Annotated in this window: 19 protein-coding genes and 1 pseudogene; 11 read left to right on the top strand and 9 right to left on the bottom strand. The window is 71.0% G+C overall.

What is annotated here, in order from left to right; translation table 11 throughout:
- Nucleotides 1-47: 47 nt before the first annotated feature.
- Nucleotides 48-362 carry a hypothetical protein gene (locus ACFXJ8_RS16670; RefSeq protein WP_379644768.1) on the bottom strand — a complete coding sequence of 105 codons (315 nt, stop codon included), beginning with the start codon at nucleotides 360-362 and terminating at the stop codon, nucleotides 48-50.
- Between the two features lie 78 nt (nucleotides 363-440).
- Between ACFXJ8_RS16670 and ACFXJ8_RS16665 the strand changes: the two genes are divergently transcribed.
- Complete coding sequence (locus ACFXJ8_RS16665) at nucleotides 441-1,238, top strand: universal stress protein (RefSeq protein WP_379644767.1); 798 nt, start codon at nucleotides 441-443, stop codon at nucleotides 1,236-1,238.
- A 75-nt stretch (nucleotides 1,239-1,313) separates the two neighbouring features.
- On the top strand, nucleotides 1,314-3,302 hold the full coding sequence (locus tag ACFXJ8_RS16660; RefSeq protein WP_379644766.1) for a sensor histidine kinase: 1,989 nt from the start codon (nucleotides 1,314-1,316) through the stop codon (nucleotides 3,300-3,302).
- A 3-nt stretch (nucleotides 3,303-3,305) separates the two neighbouring features.
- Here the strand turns inward: ACFXJ8_RS16660 and ACFXJ8_RS16655 are convergent, their stop codons facing one another.
- Nucleotides 3,306-3,914: a DNA-binding response regulator gene (locus ACFXJ8_RS16655; protein ID WP_379644765.1), complete on the bottom strand. Its 609-nt coding sequence runs from the start codon at nucleotides 3,912-3,914 to the stop codon at nucleotides 3,306-3,308.
- A 98-nt stretch (nucleotides 3,915-4,012) separates the two neighbouring features.
- Between ACFXJ8_RS16655 and ACFXJ8_RS16650 the strand changes: the two genes are divergently transcribed.
- Together ACFXJ8_RS16650 and ACFXJ8_RS16645 are read left to right on the top strand one after the other, a co-directional pair.
- Nucleotides 4,013-4,744, top strand: a complete 732-nt coding sequence (locus ACFXJ8_RS16650) for an ABC transporter ATP-binding protein (RefSeq protein ID WP_379644764.1) — start codon at nucleotides 4,013-4,015, stop codon at nucleotides 4,742-4,744.
- Complete coding sequence (locus ACFXJ8_RS16645) at nucleotides 4,744-7,095, top strand: FtsX-like permease family protein (protein ID WP_379644806.1); 2,352 nt, start codon at nucleotides 4,744-4,746, stop codon at nucleotides 7,093-7,095. Before ACFXJ8_RS16650 ends, ACFXJ8_RS16645 begins: the two co-directional genes overlap by 1 nt.
- Here the strand turns inward: ACFXJ8_RS16645 and ACFXJ8_RS16640 are convergent.
- Nucleotides 7,055-8,200, bottom strand: coding sequence for a glycosyltransferase (locus tag ACFXJ8_RS16640; protein WP_379644763.1), 1,146 nt, complete (start codon nucleotides 8,198-8,200; stop codon nucleotides 7,055-7,057). The genes ACFXJ8_RS16645 and ACFXJ8_RS16640 overlap by 41 nt on opposite strands.
- Complete coding sequence (locus ACFXJ8_RS16635; protein ID WP_379644762.1) at nucleotides 8,197-9,102, bottom strand: glucosyl-3-phosphoglycerate synthase; 906 nt, start codon at nucleotides 9,100-9,102, stop codon at nucleotides 8,197-8,199. The genes ACFXJ8_RS16640 and ACFXJ8_RS16635 overlap by 4 nt, the downstream gene beginning before the upstream one ends.
- 104 nt (nucleotides 9,103-9,206) lie before the next feature.
- Here ACFXJ8_RS16635 and ACFXJ8_RS16630 point away from each other — a divergent pair, with 104 nt between their 5' ends.
- Nucleotides 9,207-10,157: a Gfo/Idh/MocA family protein gene (locus ACFXJ8_RS16630; protein ID WP_379644761.1), complete on the top strand. Its 951-nt coding sequence runs from the start codon at nucleotides 9,207-9,209 to the stop codon at nucleotides 10,155-10,157.
- Nucleotides 10,150-11,013, top strand: a pseudogene (locus ACFXJ8_RS16625) (zinc-binding alcohol dehydrogenase); the annotation flags it as partial. The gene ACFXJ8_RS16630 and the pseudogene ACFXJ8_RS16625, both read left to right, overlap by 8 nt.
- Nucleotides 11,014-11,118: 105 nt before the next feature.
- Here the strand turns inward: ACFXJ8_RS16625 and ACFXJ8_RS16620 are convergent.
- From ACFXJ8_RS16620 to ACFXJ8_RS16610, 3 genes are read right to left on the bottom strand one after another with little or no spacing between them, the layout of a single operon-like run.
- Nucleotides 11,119-12,438, bottom strand: a complete 1,320-nt coding sequence (locus tag ACFXJ8_RS16620; RefSeq protein ID WP_379644760.1) for a hypothetical protein — start codon at nucleotides 12,436-12,438, stop codon at nucleotides 11,119-11,121.
- Nucleotides 12,435-13,220 carry a sugar phosphate isomerase/epimerase family protein gene (locus ACFXJ8_RS16615; protein ID WP_379644759.1) on the bottom strand — a complete coding sequence of 262 codons (786 nt, stop codon included), beginning with the start codon at nucleotides 13,218-13,220 and terminating at the stop codon, nucleotides 12,435-12,437. The genes ACFXJ8_RS16620 and ACFXJ8_RS16615 overlap by 4 nt, the downstream gene beginning before the upstream one ends.
- Complete coding sequence (locus tag ACFXJ8_RS16610) at nucleotides 13,217-14,254, bottom strand: zinc-binding dehydrogenase (protein ID WP_379644758.1); 1,038 nt, start codon at nucleotides 14,252-14,254, stop codon at nucleotides 13,217-13,219. The genes ACFXJ8_RS16615 and ACFXJ8_RS16610 overlap by 4 nt, the downstream gene beginning before the upstream one ends.
- Nucleotides 14,255-14,542: 288 nt before the next feature.
- Between ACFXJ8_RS16610 and ACFXJ8_RS16605 the strand changes: the two genes are divergently transcribed.
- From ACFXJ8_RS16605 to ACFXJ8_RS16590, 4 genes are read left to right on the top strand one after another with little or no spacing between them, the layout of a single operon-like run.
- On the top strand, nucleotides 14,543-15,907 hold the full coding sequence (locus ACFXJ8_RS16605) for an ABC transporter substrate-binding protein (RefSeq protein ID WP_379644757.1): 1,365 nt from the start codon (nucleotides 14,543-14,545) through the stop codon (nucleotides 15,905-15,907).
- The gene (locus ACFXJ8_RS16600; RefSeq protein ID WP_379644756.1) at nucleotides 15,904-16,797 is read left to right on the top strand and encodes a carbohydrate ABC transporter permease; all 894 of its coding nucleotides are present in this window, start codon (nucleotides 15,904-15,906) and stop codon (nucleotides 16,795-16,797) included. The genes ACFXJ8_RS16605 and ACFXJ8_RS16600 overlap by 4 nt, the downstream gene beginning before the upstream one ends.
- Complete coding sequence (locus ACFXJ8_RS16595) at nucleotides 16,790-17,635, top strand: carbohydrate ABC transporter permease (protein ID WP_379644755.1); 846 nt, start codon at nucleotides 16,790-16,792, stop codon at nucleotides 17,633-17,635. Before ACFXJ8_RS16600 ends, ACFXJ8_RS16595 begins: the two co-directional genes overlap by 8 nt.
- A gap of 2 nt (nucleotides 17,636-17,637) precedes the next feature.
- On the top strand, nucleotides 17,638-18,774 hold the full coding sequence (locus tag ACFXJ8_RS16590; protein WP_379644754.1) for an ROK family transcriptional regulator: 1,137 nt from the start codon (nucleotides 17,638-17,640) through the stop codon (nucleotides 18,772-18,774).
- 1 nt (nucleotide 18,775) lies between these two features.
- Here ACFXJ8_RS16590 and ACFXJ8_RS16585 read toward each other — a convergent pair whose 3' ends face one another.
- Together ACFXJ8_RS16585 and tpx are read right to left on the bottom strand one after the other, a co-directional pair.
- Nucleotides 18,776-19,522, bottom strand: coding sequence for a helical backbone metal receptor (locus ACFXJ8_RS16585; protein ID WP_379644753.1), 747 nt, complete (start codon nucleotides 19,520-19,522; stop codon nucleotides 18,776-18,778).
- A gap of 56 nt (nucleotides 19,523-19,578) precedes the next feature.
- The gene (tpx, locus tag ACFXJ8_RS16580; RefSeq protein ID WP_379644752.1) at nucleotides 19,579-20,079 is read right to left on the bottom strand and encodes a thiol peroxidase; all 501 of its coding nucleotides are present in this window, start codon (nucleotides 20,077-20,079) and stop codon (nucleotides 19,579-19,581) included.
- A gap of 233 nt (nucleotides 20,080-20,312) precedes the next feature.
- Here tpx and ACFXJ8_RS16575 point away from each other — a divergent pair, with 233 nt between their 5' ends.
- Nucleotides 20,313-21,629 carry an LCP family protein gene (locus tag ACFXJ8_RS16575; RefSeq protein ID WP_379644751.1) on the top strand — a complete coding sequence of 439 codons (1,317 nt, stop codon included), beginning with the start codon at nucleotides 20,313-20,315 and terminating at the stop codon, nucleotides 21,627-21,629.
- Nucleotides 21,630-21,636: the final 7 nt, after the last annotated feature.

Here is a 21,636-nt window from a genome sequence, read left to right as displayed (position 1 = left end):
CACCGTAGAGCCTCCAGCATCTCATCGCCTCGACCTTTCGGTCGATCTCAGGCCCGTGTCAGCACCAAACGGTCGAGATCGAGGTATTTCTGCCTGAGCTCGCCCTCGGTGATCAGGCCGCGATCGTAAGCCTCGATCGTCGCGTCACGTTCCGCGACGTAGTAGGCGGCCATGATCTCGCTGCGGAGCGGCGTGAACCCGTGCTCGACACAGTCGCAGAACACGTTGACCTTGCCCGCGACCAGCTCGGGTTCGACGGTGCAGGCGAGCTCTTTGGCTCTCAGCCTGCGCACCGCGTCGCGGAGTGTGACCGGACCGAGAGCGCCGTTGAAACAGGTGTCAAGAGTGATCTTCGTCGTCATCACCTTCTCCGTGAGCTCCCTTGAGGGTCAACCCTCGACGAAACATGAATATTCCCAGGTCAAGCGGGGTACGGGCGCATGGTGATCGGAGAGCACGTCGTCGTCGGATACACGCACGACCCGGGTGGACGTGACGCTCTCGCACTCGGGGCCGCCATCGCGCGGGTCACCGGCGGGGAGCTGACCGTGGCCACGATCTATCCCCCCGGCAGTCCAGGGCTCGCCGTCGAGGCCCAGGCCAACCTGGCGCACGCGGCGGAGGCGCTCGGCGAGGTCCCTGCCGACTACCTGACCTTCGAGAGCCGCGGCTCGGGCCGCGGCCTCGCGGTGCTGGCCGGCCGGATCAGGGCGGACCTGATCGTGGTGGGCTCGGCGCAGGGCGGGCCCCGCGGCCGCATCACGATCGGCAGCACCGCCGACCACCTCCTGCACCTGTCGCCCGAGGCGGTCCTGCTCACGCCGGCCGGCTACGCGCCGCCGGAGGCGCCGAGCCGCCTGACCCTCGCCTACGTGCACCGGCCGCAGGCCGACGAGGCGGTCGAGCGGGTGGCGCAGGCGGCGCTGCGGCTCGGCGTGCCCATGCGGCTGATCACCTTCGACCTGCGCACGGACGACGCGGGGCGGCTGCGCGACGACCTGGCGCTGGCCGTACGGCTGGCGTGGGAGAGCACGGGCATCGAGGCGGAGGCGGAGACCGCGGAGGGGCACGACGTGGCAACCGCGCTGGACAGCGTGGAGTGGCCGCCGGGCGACCTACTGGTCTGCGCGGCCAGTGAAGACGCCCAGCCGCACCGGGTGTTCCTGGGCGAGGTGGCGATGAAGGCGCTGAAGGCGTCATCCTGCCCCGTCGCCGTGCTGCCGAGGGGCTTCTCCTAGCCCGCGTCGGTCTGCCCCGCCGCCGTGCTCCCGAGGGGCTTCTCCTAAGCTGCTGGCGTGCCGCACAGAGCCCGAGTGATCGTATTTGTGGTGCTCGGGAGCTTCGCGAGCGTCTATGTCGTGGCCGGCTCCCCGTTGGCGCTGGTCGTGTTCGCCGCGCAGGCGCTGTTCACGGTCCGGCGCGCGTGGTGGCAGCCGGTCGTGGTGGCGGTCGCGGCCTACGCCTCGGTGCTGGCCTTGGGCAGCTCCGTCGGCATCCTCGGGTTCGTGGGCGGTTCGCTGCTGCTGACGCCGCTGTGGCCGCTGGCGGCGGGCGTCGCGGTGAGCGCCGCCGCGCTCGGCAGCGCCGACGCCACGATCAGCGCGGTGCTGATCTCGCTGGTCGTCTACGGCCTGACCCGGCTGACCGAGCGGGTCGACGAGGTCCACGCCACCAGGCTCGCCCTGGCGATGTCGGCCGCGGCGGAGGAGCGGCTGCGCATCGCCGCCGAGCTGAACGAGGGGCTGGGCAAGGCGCTGGCCACGATCGCCGCCGGCGCGCGCACGGGCAGTCCCGACGTGGCCACCGCGCGGCAGGCGCTGGCCGACGCCAGGTCCGCCGCATCGAGCTTCCGGGCGACATCGCTGGCGCCCGAGATCACCACCGCCAAGGCGATGCTGGCCGCCGAGGGGATCGGGGTGGAGGTCCGGGTGGGACACGCCGAGCCGCTCGGTCCCGCGGGCGCGCTGCTGGCGGTGGTGCTCCGCGAGGCCGTGACCGAGGTCGTACGGCGGCGCGCCGCCACCACCTGCCTCATCGAGACCTCCGCGGAGGATGGCAAGGTACGGCTGTGCGTCACCAACGACGGCGCACCCACCGCCGACGACCAGAGCATGGCCATGGTGTCCGACCAGGTGGAGGCGGCGGGCGGCACGCTCACCACGGAGTTGTCGGCCGAGGGCCGGCTGACCGTGGAGGCCGTGCTGCCGTGCACGCGGACTTCGGCCGAGCCCGAGCACGACAGGGGCACCTACCTGCTGTCGGTCGCGCTGCTCGCCACCGTCCTGGCGGGCTCTTCGATGAAGGCGCTGTTGGTGGCGGAGCCGGTGTGGCCGGCGGCGGCGATCCTCGCTGTGATCTTCGTCCTGCAACTGCGCTCGGTGTCGGGCCGCCACATGCTCTCCCTCGGGATCATGGCGGTGCTGACCTACGCGCCCATCCCCGTCTTCGGTCAGGCGTGGCTGGGAGTGGCCGGTTTCCTCGCCGGTCCGATCCTGCTCGCTTTCCCGTGGACGCTGGCGCTGCCGCTGGTGGCCGCCGTCGTGGCGAGCGTCGCGACCGTGGGCGTGCTGCTGGCCATGCCGGTGGCGCTGACGGTCAACTACGCGATCAGCACGGTGGTCACCGGGCTGGTCGTCTACGGCCTGGTCCGGCTGGCGCAGGTGGTCAAGGAGCTGCAGGACGCACGCCATGGCCTGGCGCGGGCCGCGGTGGTCGAGGAGCGCCTGCGGGCCGCCCGCGACCTGCACGACCTGCTCGGCCACAACCTGGCGGCGATCCTGCTCAAGTGCGAGCTGGCCCGCCGCCTGGATCAGGAGCGGGCGCGGGCCGAGCTCGACGACGTGCTGGCGATGGTCGAGCGGGCCGAGGCCGACCTCCGGGCGGTCTCCGGCGGTGAGCTGACGATGTCGCTGGCCGAGGAGGCGGAGTCGGCCCGCTCGGTGCTGGCCGCCGCGGACGTCACAGTCACCCTCTCTCTGGACCACGGCGACCTCGGCCAGGAGGTGGAGACGGTGCTGAGCACGGTGCTCAGGGAGTCGGTGACGAACGTGCTCAGGCACAGCTCGCCCCGCCGCTGCGCGATCGAGACCGCCCACCAGGACGGCGTCGTACGGCTGCGCGTCCGCAACGACGGCGTGCGGTCAGGCTCGGCCGATCGCCGACCCGGCTCGTCCGGGCTCGGCAACCTCACCACCAGGCTGGCCGCGCTGGACGGGCGGCTCACCACCTCCCGCGAGGACGGCTGGTTCGAGCTGGTCGCGCAGGCGCCCACCCTGGCGTGGGTTCCCGCGAGGGTTGGCTGACCGTCAGATCCAGCCCGCCTCCCTGGCGATGCGCGCGGCATCGGTGCGGTTGCGGGCGTTGAGCTTGGCGACGATCGTGGTCAGGTAGTTGCGGACGGTTCCGGCGCTCAGGTACAGCTGGGCGGCGATCTCCGGCGCCTCCGCCCCTGCAGCGGCCATGCGCAGCACGTCGGCCTCGCGCGGGGTGAGCGGGTTGTCGGCCAGGTCCCACGCGGTGACCGCGAGCGAGGGATCGAGCACCCGCTCCCCCGCCGCCACCTTGCGGATCGCCGCGGTCAGCTCCTCGGGCGGCGCGGTCTTCAGCACGAACCCGTCCACCTGCGCGGCCAGCGCGCGCCGCAGGTGGCCTGGCTTGCCGTACGCGGTGAGCATGAGCGTGCGGCAGGTGGGGAGCTTGGCGCGGAGCTCGCCGGCCGCCTCCAGGCCGTCGATCGCGCCGGGCATGTCGATGTCGAGGACCGCGACGTCCGGCCGGTGCGCCAGCGCGGCGGCCAGGACGGCGTCGCCCGACTCGACGGCGGCGACGACCTCGATGTCATCTTCGAGGCCGAGCAGCGCGACCAGGGCGCCCCTGATCACGTGCTGGTCCTCAGCTAAAAGCAGGCGAATCACGGAGATATGTCTACCAGTGTCCGGATCATGATGATGTCATGCCCGGCTCATGACGGCGTCTCTGGCCGGTGAATCCTCAGGTCAGCAGGCTGTTTCCCATGACAGACGTGGTGCGGTTGGAAGCGGTGAGCAAGATCTACGGCAGGGGCCAGAGCGCGGTGGCGGCCCTGCGCGAGGTGTCGGTGGGCATCCCACGCGGCACCTTCACTGCCGTGATGGGCCCCTCGGGCTCGGGCAAGAGCACGTTCCTGCACTGCGCGGCGGGCCTGGACGTGCCCTCCTCAGGTTCGGTACGGCTCGGCGACACCGAGCTGGCCCGCATGAACGAGACGGCGCTGACCGAGCTGCGCAGGCAGCGCGTCGGCTTCGTCTTCCAGTCCTTCAACCTGGTCTCGGCGCTGACGGTGACCGAGAACATCACGCTGCCGCTGCGCCTGGCGGGCCTGAAGGCCGACGCCGCGTGGCTGTCCGAGATCGTGCGCCGCGTCGGCCTGGAGGGACGTACCGAGCATCGGCCCGCCCAGCTGTCCGGCGGCCAGCAGCAGCGCGTGGCCATCGCCAGGGCGCTGGTGACCAGGCCCGAGGTGGTGTTCGGCGACGAGCCGACGGGCGCGCTCGACACCATGACCGCCCGTGACGTGCTGACGCTGCTGCGCGAGGTGGTCTCCTCGCTGGGGCAGACGGTCGTGATGGTCACGCACGACCCGGTGGCCGCCTCCTACGCCGACACCGTGCTGTTCCTGGCCGACGGCCGGATCGTGGACTCGATGGCCGCCCCCACCGCCGACAAGGTGGCCGAGCGGATGACCAGGCTGGGGGCGTGGAAGTGATGATCTCCTTCGCGATCAGCACGCTGCGGCACCGCAAGGCGGGGTTCGCGGGCGCGTTCGTGGCCCTGCTGTGCGCGGCGGCGCTGGTGACGGCCTGCGGGATGCTGCTGGAGACCGGACTGCGGGGCGGGGTCGCGCCCGAGCGCTACGCGGGCGCGCCGGTGATCGTCGCCGGTGACCGGTTCGACCGTCAGACCACGCGCGACGACGACGGTGACGTCAAGACCAAGGCCAAGCCGCTGGCCGAGCGGCGATGGATCCCCGCCTCGATCGCCGCCGAGCTGAAGCAGGCGCCCGGCGTCGAGAAGGTGGTGACCGAGGTGACCTTCCCCGTGGGGAACGCGCTCGGGCACGGGTGGGAGTCGGCGGCGCTCACGCCGTTCACGCTCGCCAGGGGCCGCGCGCCCAGGGCGGACGACGAGGTCGTCGTGGACGCGCGCTTCGCAGGGAACACGCTGAAGGCGGGCGGGCGGGACTACCGCGTGGTCGGCGTCACCGCGCAGGCCCTGCCCAGCCAGGACACCGTCTTCTTCGCCACCCGCGAGGCTCGTCGCCTGGCCGGCAGGCAGGGGATGGTGAGCGCGATCGGCGTCTTCCCCTCCTCCGGCGGCTCCTTCGGCGGGCAGGTGAAGGGCGCGCTCGCCTACACCGGCGACGAGCGCGGCGCGGTGGAGTTCCTCGGCGCGGAGAAGTCGCGGACGATGCTGGTCAGCCTGGGCGGCGCGCTCGGCGGCACCTCGCTGCTGGTGGCGGTGCTCGTGGTGGTCGGCACCCTCGCGCTGTCGGTCCAGCAGCGCCAGCGGGAGCTGGCCATGCTCAGGGCGATCGCGGCCACGCCCCGGCAGATCCGCAAGCTGCTCGGCGGTGAGGCACTGCTCGTCAGCGCGGGCGCGGGCGTGCTCGGCTCGGGCGTGGGCATCCTGCTCGGTTTCTGGCTGCGCACCAGGTTCGTCGCGCTGGGCGCGATGCCGGACAACCTGCGGCTCGTCGTGAGCCCGTTCCCGATGATCGCCGCGGTGGCGGCCACCGTGGGCGCGGCGTGGGCCGCGGCGCTGGTCTCCGCCCGCCGTACCGCCAAGATCAGGCCGGTGGAGGCGCTCGGCGAGGCCGCGCTGCAGGGCGCGGGGCTGCCCAGGGGGCGGCTGGTGGCGGGGGTGCTCGCCCTGGTGGCCGGGGTGGTGCTGACGGTCCTGGTCTCGACCCTGAACACCGAGGCGGCCTCGAGCCCGGTCACCATGCTCACCGCGCTCGTGTGGACGATCGCCATCGCGCTGCTCGGTCCGCTGATCGCGAAGGCCGTGACGGCGCTGCCCCTGCGCGCCCCCGGCGCGAGCGGCTACCTGTCGGCGGCCAACCTGCGGGCGAACACCAAGCGGATGGCCGCCGTCATCACCCCGCTCAGCCTGCTGATCGCGATGACCTGCACGATCCTGTTCGTGCAGACCACGATGGGGGACGCCGCGCGGGAGCAGGCCGCCTCGGGGGTGAAGGCCGACCACGTCCTCGGGGCGGGCGTCTCCGCCGCCGAGGTCCGTGAGCTGCCGGGCGTCCGGGCCGCCACCGAGGTGCTGCGCACCTCGGTCAGGATCGACCTGGCGAGGTACGGCGCGCAGGCCGTCACCACCGAGGGCCTGGACCAGACCATGGACCTGGGCGTCGTCGCGGGTTCCCTCCAGAAGCTCGACGAGCGGTCCGTCGCGGTCAGCACGACGGCCGCCGACCGGCTGGGCGTCGCGGTGGGCTCCACCCTCGCCCTCACGCTCGGCGACGGCACCCCTGCCAAGCTCACGGTCGCCGCCGTCTACGGCAGAGGCCTCGGCTTCGGCGACCTCACGCTCTCCCACGCCCTCGTCGCCGGGCACGTCGACAACCCCCACGGCAGCGTTCTGGTCGCCGGAGGAGACCGGGCGGTCCTGGAGCGGTACGGCGCGCAGCTGCCCACCGAGGTGAGCGTGTCCAACCCCGCGGTCACCTACGTCGCCATGGGCCTGATCGTCGCCTTCTGCGCGATCGCCGTGGTCAACACGCTGGCCATGTCGACCGCGGCCCGCACCCGCGAGCTGGCGCTGCTGCGCCTGGCCGGCACCACCAGGCGGCAGGTCCTGCGGATGCTGCGGATGGAGAGCCTGGCCGCCGTGCTGGTGTCGACGGTCCTCGGCAGCGCAGTCGCGCTGGTCACGCTGATGGCCTTCAGCACGGGGATGACGGGGTCGGCGACGCCGTCCGTGCCGCCGCTGACCTATCTGGCGGTGGTCGCAGGGGCCGCGGCGCTCGCGCTGGCGGCCACCGCGATCCCCGGCAGGTTCGCCCTCAGCACGCCGCCCGCCGAGGCGATCGGCGCCCGCGAGTGATGGCCTGGCCGTACAGGTCCAGGTAGCGGTCGGCCATGACCGACGGGGAGAAGCGCAGCCGCGCCTCGCGGCGGCACTCCTCGGGGTCGATCTCGTCCACCCGCAGCAGCAGCTCGGCCAGCTCCTCCTCGGTGTCGGCGAGCCATCCGGTGCGGCCGTGGTCGACGAGCTCGGGCAGGCAGCCGCGGCGCAGGCCGACGGGCGGCACGCCGAGGGCGAGGGCCTCGACCACGGCGGTGCCGCCTGGCTCGTCCCACTGGATGGGGAACAGGGCGGCCTTCGCCGAGGCGTAGAGCTCGTCCCTTTCGATGCCGCCGACGCCGCCGATCCAGCGGACCAGCTCGCCGTCCAGGTAGGGGGCGACGTGATCGCGGTGGTAGCGGACATCGGGGTGGCCGTGCAGCGGATGGTCGGGGTCCTGCAGGACGGCGTCGAGCTCGGCAGGGGTGTTCAGGCCGCTCACCGGGCCCGCCATGACCAGCGGCAGGCCGAGCTTCTGGCACACGCGCGCCGCCAGGTGCTGGCCCTTGAGCGCGCAGACCCTGCCCATGACCACGACCTGCTCGCCGCCCTCTCCGGCCGGTCGCGTGCCGGCCAGCGGTGTGGCCAGGTGCACGGCGCCGAGCGCGGCCGCGCGCAGGGCGGAGGGGGCGCGGGCCAGCTGCGATTCCGAGACGCCGTTGACCGCGATCCCCGGCGGGAACGAGCCGTAGAACGCCGGATGCTTGCGCAGGTCCCAGTGGAGGGTGTGCAGGACGGGCGGCCCGCCGAAGGCCGACAGGGTCGCCGGGCCCACGACCTCCAGGTGGTCGTGGACCAGGTCGATGTCGTCGCGCCCGCGCAGCTCTTCGAGGACCCTGCTCTGGTGGGCGTGGGCCAGGCCCATGACCTGGTTGTACGGCTTCTGCAGATGGCCGAACTGCCCGTCGGGGAAGGCCCAGATCAGCTCGTCGGCCTCGATGGTGCTGGAGCCGACCGAGGCCAGCACGACGTGCACGCCGCGCGAGCGGAGCGCCGGCACGAGCGTGGCGACGACGTTCTCGATCCCGCCGTAGCCGGAAGGCGGAATCGGTAGCCACGGTCCCGCGTTCATCAGGATCCTCATGCCACGTCCTCCTCCATGACGTCGATCAGGGACGCGAGCGGCGGCCGCTCGGCGACCGACACGTCGGTGACGGTCTCGGGGTTGAACTGGCGCAGCAGGGTCGCGGGTGGTTCCGAGGTGACGATCCGGCCCTGGCGCTCCAGCCTTGACCACGCGGTGAGCATGATCTGCCCCGCCATCCGGCCGAGGGCGGCCGTGCTCTGGTGGGAGTGCTCGCGGGAGCCGAGGTCCACCTGGGCCATGGCCTGCAGGCCGACCAGTTCGAGGAGGTCGACGAGCAGGCCGAACTCGACCCCGTACTCGGTGACGAACGGCACCCGCTCCAGCACCGACCTCCTGGCGGCGTACTCGCCGCCGAGCGGCTGGGCGAACCCGGCCAGCTCGGGCCAGAACAGGTTGAGCAGGGGCCTGGCGACGAGCTCGGTGACCCGCCCGCCCTCGCCGCGCCGCCCGCGCAGCGGACGCTCGTAGGCGCCCTTGACGAACTGCGTCCGAGGGTTGGCGAGCAGGGGCCCGAGCAGCCCTGTGACGAAGTGGGAGCCGAAGTTGCGCAGGTCGGCGTCGATGTAGACGACCAGGTCGCCGTGGCTGGCGGCCAGGCCCTTCCACAACGCCTCGCCCTTGCCCGACAGCGGCGGCAGCGCGGGCAGCACGTCGTCCTGGTGGACGACCCTGGCCCCCGCCTCGGCCGCGCGGGCAGCCGTGGCGTCGGTGGAATGGGAGTCGACGACAAGGATCTCGTCGACCAGTGAGGACAGCTCGTCGCGGATCGTCGAGACGATCGCGCCGACCGTGCTCTCCTCGTCCCGTGCGGGGAGCACCACACTGACGGTCGTGCCGCCCTTGGCCTTGCGCAGCGCGTCAAGCGGCCAGTCGGCGGCGGTGCTGGTACCTGGTTCCATGCAGTCTGCCCCGATCTGATGACGTCAGGAATGGCAAACTGCCCCTTTCATAGCGATCCGAACATTGTTGTTTGCTCGGCCGCTGATGAGGCATATGCCAATCCGTGACCTCACTCACCCGTATCGGCATCATCGGAGCGGGAAATGTCGCCGCACGCCACGCTGACGTCCTCTCCACATTCCCCGACGTGACGATCGCTGGAATCGCCGACACCGATCCCCACAAGGCCGAGGCATTGGCCTCACGGCATGGCTCCCCCGCCTACGGCGACCATGCCGACCTGCTGGCTGCCGGCAGACTTGATGCGGTTTATGTATGTGTTCCTCCTTTCGCGCACGGTACGCCAGAGCTTGACTGTCTGGAGTCCGATCTACCGATATTTGTTGAAAAACCGCTCGCACTCGACCTGGAAACGGCCGAAAGGATCGGCAGCGAGATCCTGCGTAAAGGTCTGCCCTCGGCCGTCGGGCACCACTGGCGTTACCTCGACATCATCGACTGGGCCAGAGAACTGCTCGAAGACCGCCCGATCCAGCTGGCGATCGGCCACTGGCTGGACAAGGTGGCGCCGGTGCCGTGGTGGATCAGGCGCGACCTGTCGGGCGGGCAGGTGCTCGAACAGGCCGTGCACGTGCTCGACCTGGCCAGAGCGCTGGTGGGCGAGGTGAGCATGGTGCACGCCGTGCCCGGCGGGATGCCAGAGGACGGCGAGATCGACCGGGCGACCGCGGCCGTGCTCAGGTTCCAGTCGGGAGCCGCGGGGCTGCTGGCGGTCACCTGCATGCTGCCCGCCAAGGGCCGGGTCGGGCTCGAGGTGTGCGCGGAAGGGGTGTCGCTGGATCTGAGCGAAACCCGGCTGGTCGCCGACGGGAAGAGCATCATGGAAGACCCGGGCAAGGCCAAGACGCGGGTGGACAGAGAGTTCGTGAACGCGGTCCAGGGCAGGGCGAGTGACGTGCGCGTGCCGTACGAGGAGGCGCTGCGCACCCACCGGCTGGCGCACGCGGTCGCGCGCTCGGCGAGCGAGAGGGTTCCCGTGGTGCTGCATGGATGAGATCCGCACACTGAGCATCGAGGCGCCCGGCGAGGTGACCTTCGTCGAGGAGAAGACGAACGCGCTGGCCAAGGGCGCCTTCCGTGTCCAGACGGTCTACAGCGGCGTGTCGGCGGGCACCGAGCTGACCTACGTGAAGGGCACCAACCCCTACCTGAACGCCACCTGGGATCCGGTGCTCGGGCTGTTCACCGAGGGCCTGCCGTCGATCGAGTACCCGGTGCGCGGCATCGGCTACATGCAGGTCGGCATGGTCACCGAGACCAGGACCGGGGCCGTGCGGGAGGGCTCGCTGCTGGCCATGGCCTACGGTCACCGCACCGGCCACGTGGCCGACCCGCTCAAGGACCGCTTCGTCGAACTGCCCGACGACCTCGACCCGCTGCTGGGCATCTACGTCGCGCACATGGGCCCCATCTGCGCCAACGGCCTGCTGCACGCCGCCGCCGACCTGTACGGCCCCGCCTTCCACAGCCTGGGCGACGGCGTGCGCGGCCGCAGGGTGGCGGTCACGGGCGCGGGCGTGGTCGGCCTGCTGACCGCCTGCTTCGCCCTCCACCACGGCGCCGCCGAGGTCGTCGTGGTGGACGAGACGCCCGAACGGCTGCGCGTCGCCGAGGCGCTCGGCGCGACGACCGCCGAGGAGGAGCCCGCCGTCACCCTGAAGGAACGATGGCGGCACGGCCCCGGCGACAGGGGCGCCGACGTGGTGTTCCAGTGCAGGGGGCAGGCCCGCTACCTCGCCCTGGCGCTGAAGCTGCTGCGGCCCCAGGGCACGGTCATCGACCTGGCCTTCTACCCGCACGGCGCCGACGAGGTGCGCCTGGGAGAGGAGTTCCACCACAACGGGCTGTCGATCAGGTGCGCCCAGATCGGCAGGGTGCCGCGGGGCCTGGCCCACGCGTGGGACAGGGAGCGGCTCTCCCACGAGACGGTCGAGCTGCTCAAAGCCAGGACGGGGCTACGCGAGCACGTGGTGACCGACGTCGTCGGATTCGGCCAGGCTCCCGAGCTCCTCGCCGACCTGGCTCAGGGACGTCGGCACACCATCCAGGCCGTGCTGAGCCAGGATGTCGAGGACTAGCGCCGCCGACCAGCTGAAGTCGCCGCAGCCGTGCCCCTCGGCGGTGAACGGGTCGAAGTACTCCCTGAACCCCGCGGTCGACACCGCCCTGATCATCCCCTCGGCCAGCAGTTCGGCCAGGTCGGGCCGGCGGTGGCGCAGGCCGTGCCAGACCAGCCAGGTCAGGTTGATCCAGCTCGGTCCCCGCCAGTAGCGGACCGGGTCGAACTCCGGCGTACCGGGCGCGAAGCTGGGCAGCAACCCCCGCTTGATCTCGAACCTGTCGAGGGCCGTGCCGGTGAGCGCGTTGACGATCTCGCGCGGCAGGTCGGGCAGGATCAGCGGCACCAGGCCTGCCGCGCTGTGGGAGCGCAGCAGGATGCCACTGTCGATGTCGCGGCTGTGGAACAGGCCGTCGTCGTAGAGGTGCTCGACCATCGCGGCGGTGACCCTGGCCGCCTCCGCGTGGTGCGGCGCGGGGTCGAGGCCGCAGGCGGCGGCGATCTTGGCCAGGGCCGACTCCGACGCGCCGTAGGCGGCGTTGAACAGCGGGTCCTCCACGGCGAAGGCGCCCGCCCTGCGGTAGCCGGTGTCGCGGTAGGCGCGGGCGAGCGCGGCGTAGCGCTCGTAGTCGCGGTCGGTGGGCCGCTCGTCGGGGCTGACGTGGGTGAGGTCGCGGCGCGCCACGCCCGCCGGTCCGGGCGCGACGGCGGCGAGTGGGATGTCCCAGGCGGGGCTGTTGTCCATGCCCGACTCCCACGGGTGGACGATCGCCATCAGGCCGTCGGCCGAGCGCCTGGCCGTACGGAGGAAGTGCTGCTGGGCCACCAGGCGCGGGTACAGGCGGCGCAGGAAGGTGGTGTCGGGCTCGGCCAGGTGCACCTGCCAGGCCGCGATGGCGTGCACGGGCGGCTGCACGATCCCCGAGGTGGCGCTGCCCGAGGGGGCGCGGACGTCCCAGAACTCCGGTCCAGGGAAGTAGGCGCTGTCGGGCACGCTGGGGTTGAAGACGATGTGCGGCACCCTGCCGTCGCGCCACTGCGCGCCGAACAGCGACAGCAGCTCCGAGCGGGCCCTGCGCGGCGACCACCGCGCGTTGCCGATCGCGATGAACGCGGAGTCCCAGCTCCACTGGTGGGGATAGAGCCGCCGCGACGGGACGGTGTAGCTGCCGTCCCAGTTGGCGACCAGAACACGCACGGCCTCACGTGCGATCATAGGAACTTCCTGATGAAGGCGGCGGTCTGGGGCAGGACGATCTCCGGCTCGCCGCGCAGGCGGCACTCCAGCGCGAGGTAGCCGTCGTAGCCGACCGCGTCCAGGGTGGCCAGCTGCGCGCCCCAGTCGAGGTGCCCGGTGCCCGGCTGGTTGCGGTTCGACTCGCTGATCTGCATGTGGGCGAGGTACGGCGCGGCCTCCACCAGCGAGCGGCAGGGGTCGTCCTCCTCGATGTTCATGTGGTAGGTGTCGCCGACGACCTTGATGGAGTCCATGGCGCAGTAGGAGACCGCCTCGGCCAGCGTGTTGACCATGTGGTTCTCGTACCTGTTGAGCGGCTCCAGCATGATCTTCACGCCGTTGCGCTGCGCATGCTCGCCCAGCAGGCCCAGCGCCTCGGCCAGCACCTCGCGGTCCTCCTCGGGGCCGCGCGGCGGCTCGAACGGCGGCAGCCGCCTGGAGAACTGCCCCCACGAGGCGGGCGTCATCACGCCGATGCCGCCCAGCTCGGCGATCACCGTCAGCTGGGAGCGTAGCTGCTGGATGGCGTCCTTGCGCTTGGCCGGGTCGAAGTCGCCGATGAAGTGCGGCATGTCGACGCAGACGGTCGGCATGACGACCCCGTCGGCCAGCGCGCGCTTGAGCTCGGTCAGCCTGGTGGCGAACTGGAAGTCGCCCTTGCCGCGCAGCTCGATCGCGTCGAACCCGGCATCGAGGGCGAACGCGAACTTCTCCTGCAGCGTGCGGCCGGGCAGCAGCTGCTCCTGTACGGCGAGCTTCATCCTGTGGTTCCTTCAAAAGCGAAGACGAGTTGCAGAACGTCGGCCGGTTGCCGGTCGAGCAGGGCGAAGGCCTCGGCGGCCGATTCGACGGGCATGACGTGGCTGATCAGCTGGGCGGCGTCGACCTCGCCGCGGTAGACCAGCTCCATGAACGTGCGCTGCAGCCGCTCGACGTCCCAGCGGTGCGACAGCCACGAGGCCACGCCGCCGATCTGCGAGGAGACGAGCTGCACCTGGTTGTGGTGGAACTCCTCGCCGAGCCGCAGCCCAAGGCCCTCGCCCTGGTAGAAGCCCGCCGCGACGACCCTGCCGCCCCTGCGGACGGTCCTGATGGCCTCGTGCAGGCCGAGGTGGCTGCCGCTCAGCTCGATGGCGGTGTCGGCGCCCTCGATGCGCTTGCGCACGAACTCGGCCACCGAGCCCGACTGGACGTCGAAGGTCTCGGCCGCGCCGAACCGCCTGGCAAGTTCGAGGCGGGCGGGCAGCGCGTCGGCGGCGACCACCCTGGCCCCGTTGAGCACGGCGAGGCGGGTGGCCAGCAGCCCGATCACGCCCTGCCCGAAGACGGTCACCTGGTCGCCGAGGTGGATGTCGGCGGCGTGGACGGCGTTGAGCGCGATCGCGCCGACCCTGGCGAAGACGCCGATGAGCGGGTCGACGCCGGGCGGGATCAGGTGGCCGACGAGCTTGGCGGCCGGGACGACCGCTTCTTCGCGATGGCCCCAGATGCCCCACACCAGCGACCCGACCGGCGGGTCGGCGACGTCGGGCGCGGCCTCGACGACCTCGCCGACCTCCTGGTAGCCCCAGCCCGCCAGCGGGTAGGAGTGGCTCTGGCCCTCGACGAACAGCCGGCGCTCGGTGTCCCAGCTGCGGTTGAGGTAGGGGTTGGTCCCCCGGTAGGCGGTCAGCTCGGTGCCGGCCGAGACGCCCGAGTACAGCGTGCGTACCCGCACGGTACCTGGCGCCAGGTGGCCGGGCTCTTCCTTGGTGACGCGGACGAGACCCGGCTCTTCAATGGTTATGACGTGCATTTCCCACACTTACGCTTTTTGATCAAACAAAAGTCGGCGATTTACCGCGTGATCGCAAACCATAGTGGCGCTCAAATCACACTTAAGAGTCTACGTCTTTAACCGCACATTGCTGCGAGTTGGAACGTAGATTCCCGGGACGCTACCTTTCCCATGATCAAGCATCCGGGCGCTGACCAGGCACGATGGACCCGCCGAGTTTCTCAACGGATGCCGGAAATTGCACACCGCGTTGCTCGCCCTGCGCAGCGGGTACTCCAGGCACCATCACGTCAGGAGGAACGAGCCATGCCGTACAAGGTAACCGCCGTCCTCTCCGCCGCACTGCTGGCTCTCACCATGGCCGCGTGCGGCGGCGGCACGGAGGAACAGCCCGCCGACACGATCACCGTGTGGACCGAGGAATCACTCGCCGACCGCATGAACGTGCAACGCCGGATCGCCGCCGACTTCACCGAGAAGACCGGCATCAAGGTCAATCTGGTCGGGGTGGCGGAGGACCAGTTCAGCCAGATCGTCACCGCCGCCGCCGCGGCGGGACGGCTGCCCGACGTCATCGGCGCGCTCCCCCTGTCGGCGGTGCGCGAGCTGGAGGCCAACGATCTGCTCGACACCGAGACTCCGGCCAAGGTCGTGGACGGGCTCGGCCGCGCCACCTTCTCGCCCAGGGCGCTGGAGCTCAACACCTCCTCCGGCACGCTGCTGGCCGTGCCCAGCGACGGGTGGGCGCAGCTGATCCTCTACCGCAAGGACCTGTTCGATCAGGCGGGGCTCGAACCGCCCGACACCTACGAGCGGCTGGAGGCGGCGGCCAAGAAGCTCAACACCGGAGGCGTCGCGGGCATCACGCTGGCCAACGCGCCCAAGGACTCCTTCACCGCGCAGAGCTTCGAGCACGTGGCGCTGGCCAACGGCTGCCAGCTCGTCGACAGCGCGGGCAACATCCCCCTCGACTCCCCCGCGTGCGTGCAGGCCTTCGACTTCTACTCGCGCCTGGCCGCGCAGTACTCCGTGAAGGGCGAGCAGGACGTCGACTCGACCAGGGCCACCTACTTCGCCGGCAAGGCCGCGATGACCATCTGGTCGTCGTTCATCCTCGACGAGCTGGCCGGGCTGCGCAACGACGCGCTGCCGTCCTGCCCCGAGTGCAGGAAGGACAAGGAGTGGCTGGCCAAGAACACCGGCGTGGTCACCGCGCTGAAGGGCCCGGCGGGCGACCAGCCCGCCCAGTACGGCGAGATCGTCTCGTGGGCGGTGACCAGGGACGCCAACACCGCCGCCGCCGAGCGGTTCGTCACCTTCATGATGAACGAGGGCTACGAGCGGTGGATCGGGATGGCGCCCGAGGGCAAGTTCCCCACCCGCGAGGGCTTCGCGGCCAAGTGGGACGCGCTGCCCGCGGGAGTCGACGCCAAGAAGCCGCTGTCGGAGGTCTACCCGGCCGCGGTGCTCGACGCGCTGCGCGACAGCCCTGACAACTTCGCCAGGTGGGGCATCCCGCAGGGGCAGGGCAAGCTGGTCGGGGCCACCATGGGCGAACTGCCCGTGCCCAAGGCGCTCAGCGCCATCGTGGACGGCACGCTGACCCCGCAGGCCGCGGCCACCCAGGCCAAGGCCGACATCGAGGCGATCAAGCGCGGGATCAGGCAATGACCCTGCGGCGTCGGGAGGCCAGAACGGGCCTGCTGCTCATCTCGCCCACGCTCGTGATCACGCTGGTCGTCGTGGTCGTCCCGCTGCTGTGGGCGATCATGCTGGCCTTCCAGGACGCGCGCCTGATCAACATCAGGCGGACCGGCCTGTTCGGCAACTACACGCTGGACAACTTCACCTACGTCATCTCCGAGCCGGGCTTCTGGAGCGCCCTGACCAACACGCTGGTCTACACCGTGGCGGGCACCGCGCTGTCGATCGCGATCGGCCTGGTGGCCGCCCTGGCGCTGAAGGACAGGTTCAAGGGGCGCACCCTGGTCAGGGCCTCCATCCTCATCCCCTACGTCGCCCCGGTCGTGGCGGTCGCCTTCCTGTGGGAGGTGATGCTGAATCCGCAGTACGGCATCGTCAACACCTGGCTCAGCGAGCCGATCGCCTTCCTCACCCAGGCCAGGGGCACGTTACTCGGCCTGACGGTGCCGGTGGCGCTGCTCACCGTCATCGCCTTCGAGGCCTGGCGCTACTTTCCCTTCGCCTTCCTGTTCATCCTCGCCAGGCTCCAGGCGCTGCCCCGCGAGCTCGACGAGGCGGCGGTCGTCGACGGCGCGACGCCCAGCCAGCGCTTCCGGCACGTGATCATGCCGCAGCTCTGGCGCGTCGTGGCGCTGCTGTCGGTGCTGCGGTTCGTGTTCACCTTCACCAAGTTCGACGACGTCTACCTCCTCACCGGCGGCGGCGCGGGCACCGAGGTGGTCAGCGTCAGGGTCTACACCTTCCTCACCGCGCGCGACGACATCGGCGCCTCGGCGGCCCAGGCCATCGTGCTGGCCGTGGTGCTGGTCGTCTTCCTGGCGGTGTACCTGAGGTTCTTCGGGGGCGAGCGTGAGTAGGGACCGCTTCGAGCGCGCGCTGTTCAGGGTGCTCAGGGTGCTGGTGATCGCGTTCCTGACGGTGATCACCGCCTTCCCCTTCCTCTACATGGTGATGCTGTCGGTCCGCGACATCCAGGAGCTGATCCTCGACCCCGGATCGCTGTGGCCGCGCAACTTCACCCTGTCCACCTACCAGGACGTGCTGGGCAGGCAGGGCTTCCTGACGTTCATGCGCAACAGCGCGGTCGTCGCCGTCGCCTCGGTCGCGGTGACGCTGCTGATCTCGATCCCCGGCGCCTACGCGGTGGCGCGGCTGCGCTTCTTCGGCCGCCGCCAGGTGCACTTCCTGTTCCTGGCGGTCTACCTCTTCCCCGCGATCGTGCTGGCGATCCCGCTGTTCGTGCTGTTCACCATGCTCGGGCTGCGCGGGTCGCTGTTCGGTCTGATCCTGGTCTACATCGCCCAGACCGTGCCGGTCACCGTCTACATGCTGCGCAACTACTTCGAGACCGTGCCGGAGAGCGTGGAGGAGGCGGCGGCCATCGACGGCTGCGGCCGGATCGAGACCATCTGGCGGGTGGTGCTGCCGCTGTCGAAGCCCGCGCTCATGGCCACCGGGCTCTACGCCTTCATGATCGCCTGGAACGAGTTCCTCTTCGCGCTGCTCTTCCTCGTCGAGCGCAGGGAGAGCTGGACTGTCTCCCTGGGCCTGTCGCAACTGGCGGGCAGCATCGAGATCCCGACGACCGTTCTCATGGCAGGATCGGTCATCCTGACGCTACCCATCGTGGTGGTGTTCTTCGCCAGTGAGCGGCTGCTGGCGGAGGGCCTCACGGCAGGCGCGGAGAAGGGCTAGAGATGCTGACAGCGGGACACGTGCTCCAGTTGATCAGGCAGGGCGTCTGCCGTACCCGCAAAGAGCTGATCGACCACACCGGCCTGTCCAGGTCCACGATCACCGACAGGGTCGACCGGCTGATCGAGGCCCGCTACATCCGCGAGGCCGACAAGGGCGCCTCGGGCGGCGGGCGCCCGCCTTCGGTCCTGGCCCTCGACTCCACCAGCAGGGCCGTCCTCGTCGCCGACCTCGGCGCCGGCCACGCGCGCGTGGCGCTGACCGACCTCGCCGCGCGCCCGCAGGCCGAGGAGTCGGCGAGCATGCGCATCGACCGCGGCCCCGAAGAGGTCCTGACGTGGGTACGGCAGGCCTTCGAGCGCCTGCTCGACCGCACCGGACGCACCCGCGAGCAGGTGTGCGGCATCGGCCTCGACCTGCCGGGCTCGGTCGACCACACCTCGGGCAAGGTGCTGCGGTCCTTCCTGATGCCGGGCTGGGACGACCTGCCGATCAAGGCGAGCCTCGGCGCCCGGTTCGACGTGCCGATCCTGGTGGAGAACGACGCCAAGGCGATGGCGCTCGGCGAGTGGTGGGCCGCCCACCGCCGCTCGCCCTCGCTGCTGCTGGTGAAGGTCTCCACCGGCATCGGCGCGGGCATCGTGCTCGACGGGCGCATCTACCGCGGCGTGGAGGAGGGCGCGGGCAACATCGGCCACGTGCGGCTGAACGAGAGCGACATCAGGGTCTGCACCTGCGGCTCGAAGGGGTGCGTGGCCTCGCTGGCCAGCGGCCTGGCCGTGGCCCAGGACCTCGGGCAGGACAGCAGCCGCGACGTGGTCCGCCTCGTGCAGGCGGGCGATCCCGAGGCGATCGCCCGCACCCAGGAGGCGGGGCGCACGCTCGGGCTGGTGCTGGCCACCGCGGTCAGCCTGCTCAACCCGGGCGTGCTGGTGCTGGCCGGCGACATGGCCGAGACGAGGGAGCACTACCTGACCGGCATCAGGGAGAGCGTCTACCGGCACAGCCTGCCGTACACGACGAGGAACCTGGAGATCGTCAACAGCGTGCTGGGCGACAGGGCCGGCATCATCGGGACCGCGGTGATGGTGACCGAGCACGTGCTGTCGCCGGAGAGCGTCGACGCGGCCCTGGCGTGAGTCAGCGGCCCAGGCCGGCCATGAGCGCGGCCGGCGCCTCCACCATCGAGGGCCCGTACCAGGTCAGCAGGCGTCCGCTCACCAGCGCGCTCCTGGCGGCGAAGCATTCGGGGCCGTCGTGCTCGTTGAAGGCGTACGGCTCGTCCGGCAGCACCACCAGGTCGGCGTCCTGCGCGACGAGCTCGTCGAGCGGGATCTTGGGGTAGCGCTCGGCGTGGTCGGCGTAGAGGTTGTCGACGCCCAGCCGCCGCAGGACGTCGCCGGTGAAGGTGTCGCGGCCGACCACCATCCACGGCCGCCGCCAGATGGGGATGATCGCGGTGCGCCTGACCTCGGGCTCAGGGAAGTCCCACGCCTGGCGCGCGCGGCCGAGCCAGGCCGGTTCGGGACTGCGGCAGGCGTGCTCGAACATCCTGGCCAGCGAGGTGAAGGCGGCCTCGACGGTCTCGATGCGCGTCACCCACACCGCCAGGCCCGCCTGCCTGAGCGCCTGGAGGTCGGCCTCCCTGTTCTCCTCGGCGTTGGCCAGCACCACGTCGGGTTCGAGCGCCACGATCCGGTCGAGATCGGGGTTCTTGGTGCCGCGCACCCTGGTCACGTCGAGGTCGGCCGGATGGCTGCACCAGTCGGTGGCCCCGACCAGCTTGCCCGTGGCCGCTACCGACTCGGTGAGCGAGGGCACGAGGGAGACGATCCGGCCGACCGCCGAGGGCACCCGCACCTCGACGCCGAGGTCATCGCACGCCATCACGCCTCCACAGGGCTTGCGGCGGATCCCCTTCCCGGGGATCCGCCACGAGAGTGTTACGCCAGGGCCTTGAGCGCGCCCTCGTAGTCGGGCTCCTGGGTGATCTCGGGGACCAGCTCGGAGTAGACGACCTTGTTGTCGGCGTCGAGCACCACCACGGCGCGGGCGGCCAGACCCGCCAGCGGGCCCGACTCCTGGGCGACGCCGTACGCGGTCAGGAACTCCCTGCCCCGCATCAGCGACAGCGTCACCACGTTGTCGAGGCCCTCGGCGCCGCAGAAGCGGCCCTGGGCGAACGGCAGGTCGGCCGAGACGCACACCACGGCCACCTCCGGGTGCTGGGCGGCCACCTCGTTGAAGCGGCGGACCGAGGCGGCGCAGACGCCGGTGTCGACGCTGGGGAAGATGTTGAGGACCTTGGTCTTGCCGCCGAACGCGGCGAGCGTCACGTCGGACAGGTCCTTGCCCACGAGGCTGAACGCGGGGGCCGCGTCGCCCGGCTGCGGGAAAGTGCCGCCGACGGTGATCGGGTTGCCCTTGAAGGTGACATCAGACATGAACGCCTCCCGGCGAAAAGGGTCAAAAGCCAAGGGCTCGATCCTATGGCCTCCCCCTGCCCGCGTTTCGGCGCACCCGGGGCCGTGTGACTCAGTACACTCGGCGAGTTCGACTTGGCCCTCCCCTGGAGTGACATGTGAGTAGCGGGCTCGTTGACGCCCCTCCTTCGCCTTCGCCCCCTCCAGGGCCGCCCGCGCGGGCGCGGCGGCGCTGGCTTCGCTGGGTCGCCGGGGTGACGATCGCGCTGGTGCTCGCCGCCGCCGGCGTGGTGATCGGCGTGTATGTGAAGCTGACCGGCAACGTGGAGCACATCGACGTCTCCGGCGATCTGGGCGCCACCCGGCCGCCCAAGGCCCCCACGACCGCGCTCAATGTGCTGATCGTCGGCTCCGACCAGCGCGGCGGGAAGAACGCGAAGTACGGCCGCGCCATCGAGGGCGAGCGCACCGACACGATCATGCTGGCGCACCTGTCGTCCAGGCGCGACGACGCCATGGTGATCAGCTTCCCCCGCGACTCGCTGGTCCAGCTGCCCGCCTGCCGCGCCAAGGGCAGGCTGCCGGGCCAGCAGCCCCACCTCGGCATGATCAACGAGTCGTTCAACTCCGGCGGCATCGGCTGCACGTGGAAGACGATCGAGTCGCTGACCGGCATCCACATCGACCACTTCGTGAAGGTCGACTTCACCGGTTTCAAGAGCATGGTCGACGCCGTCGGCGGGGTCGAGGTGTGCCTGCCCGAACGCATCGACGACACCAAGGCGCTGCTCCACCTCGACGCGGGGCGCCAGACGCTCACCGGCGAGCAGGCGCTCGGCTACGTCCGCGCCCGCTACAGCATGGGCGACGGCTCCGACATCGGACGCATCCAGCGGCAGCAGATGTTCATCGCCTCCATGCTGAAGAAGGTGATGAGCGGGCAGACGCTCACCGATCCGGCCAGGCTCCTCGGCTTCCTCGACGCGGCCACCAAGGCCGTCGCCACCGACCCGGCCCTCACGGCCGGCGTCATGAAGGACCTCGCCGAGAGCGCGCAGGGCATGACCGCCGGGCAGATCCGCTTCGTCACCACGCCGTGGCACTACTCCATCACCCAGCCGGGGCGGGTGGAGTGGGTGCAGCCGCAGGCCAAGACCCTGTTCCAGATCGTCGCCAAGGACAAGAGCGTGGCGGGGATCAAGGGCGGCCAGGCGAAGGTGCCGCGCTCGAAGATCAATGTTGAGGTGCGCAACGGCACGCTCCGCTCCGGGCTGGCCAGCCAGGTGGCGGTGGCGCTCGAGCAGCGCGGCTACCACATCGCCAAGATCGGCGACGCGCCGCGCAAGCCGTACCCGAAGACCTTGATCCTGTACTCGCCGAACGGCGAGACCCGGGTGCCCACGATCACCCGCGACCTGCTGTCCGGCACGCCCCAGCTCGTCGCCAAGGCGACGACGCCGCGGCTGGTGCTGACGATCGGCGACGACTGGAAGGGGCTGAAGCCGTTGCAGGCGGGGGATGCGGAGGCGCTGAAGGGGTTCGACGCCACGCACGACACGTGCGCGGCCTGATCCGCGG

The organism is Nonomuraea sp. NPDC059194 (assembly GCF_042754765.1).
Lineage (GTDB): Bacteria > Actinomycetota > Actinomycetes > Streptosporangiales > Streptosporangiaceae > Nonomuraea.
The sequence above is the reverse complement of the archived record's forward strand: the minus strand, read 5'-3'. Positions and strand labels throughout refer to the sequence as shown.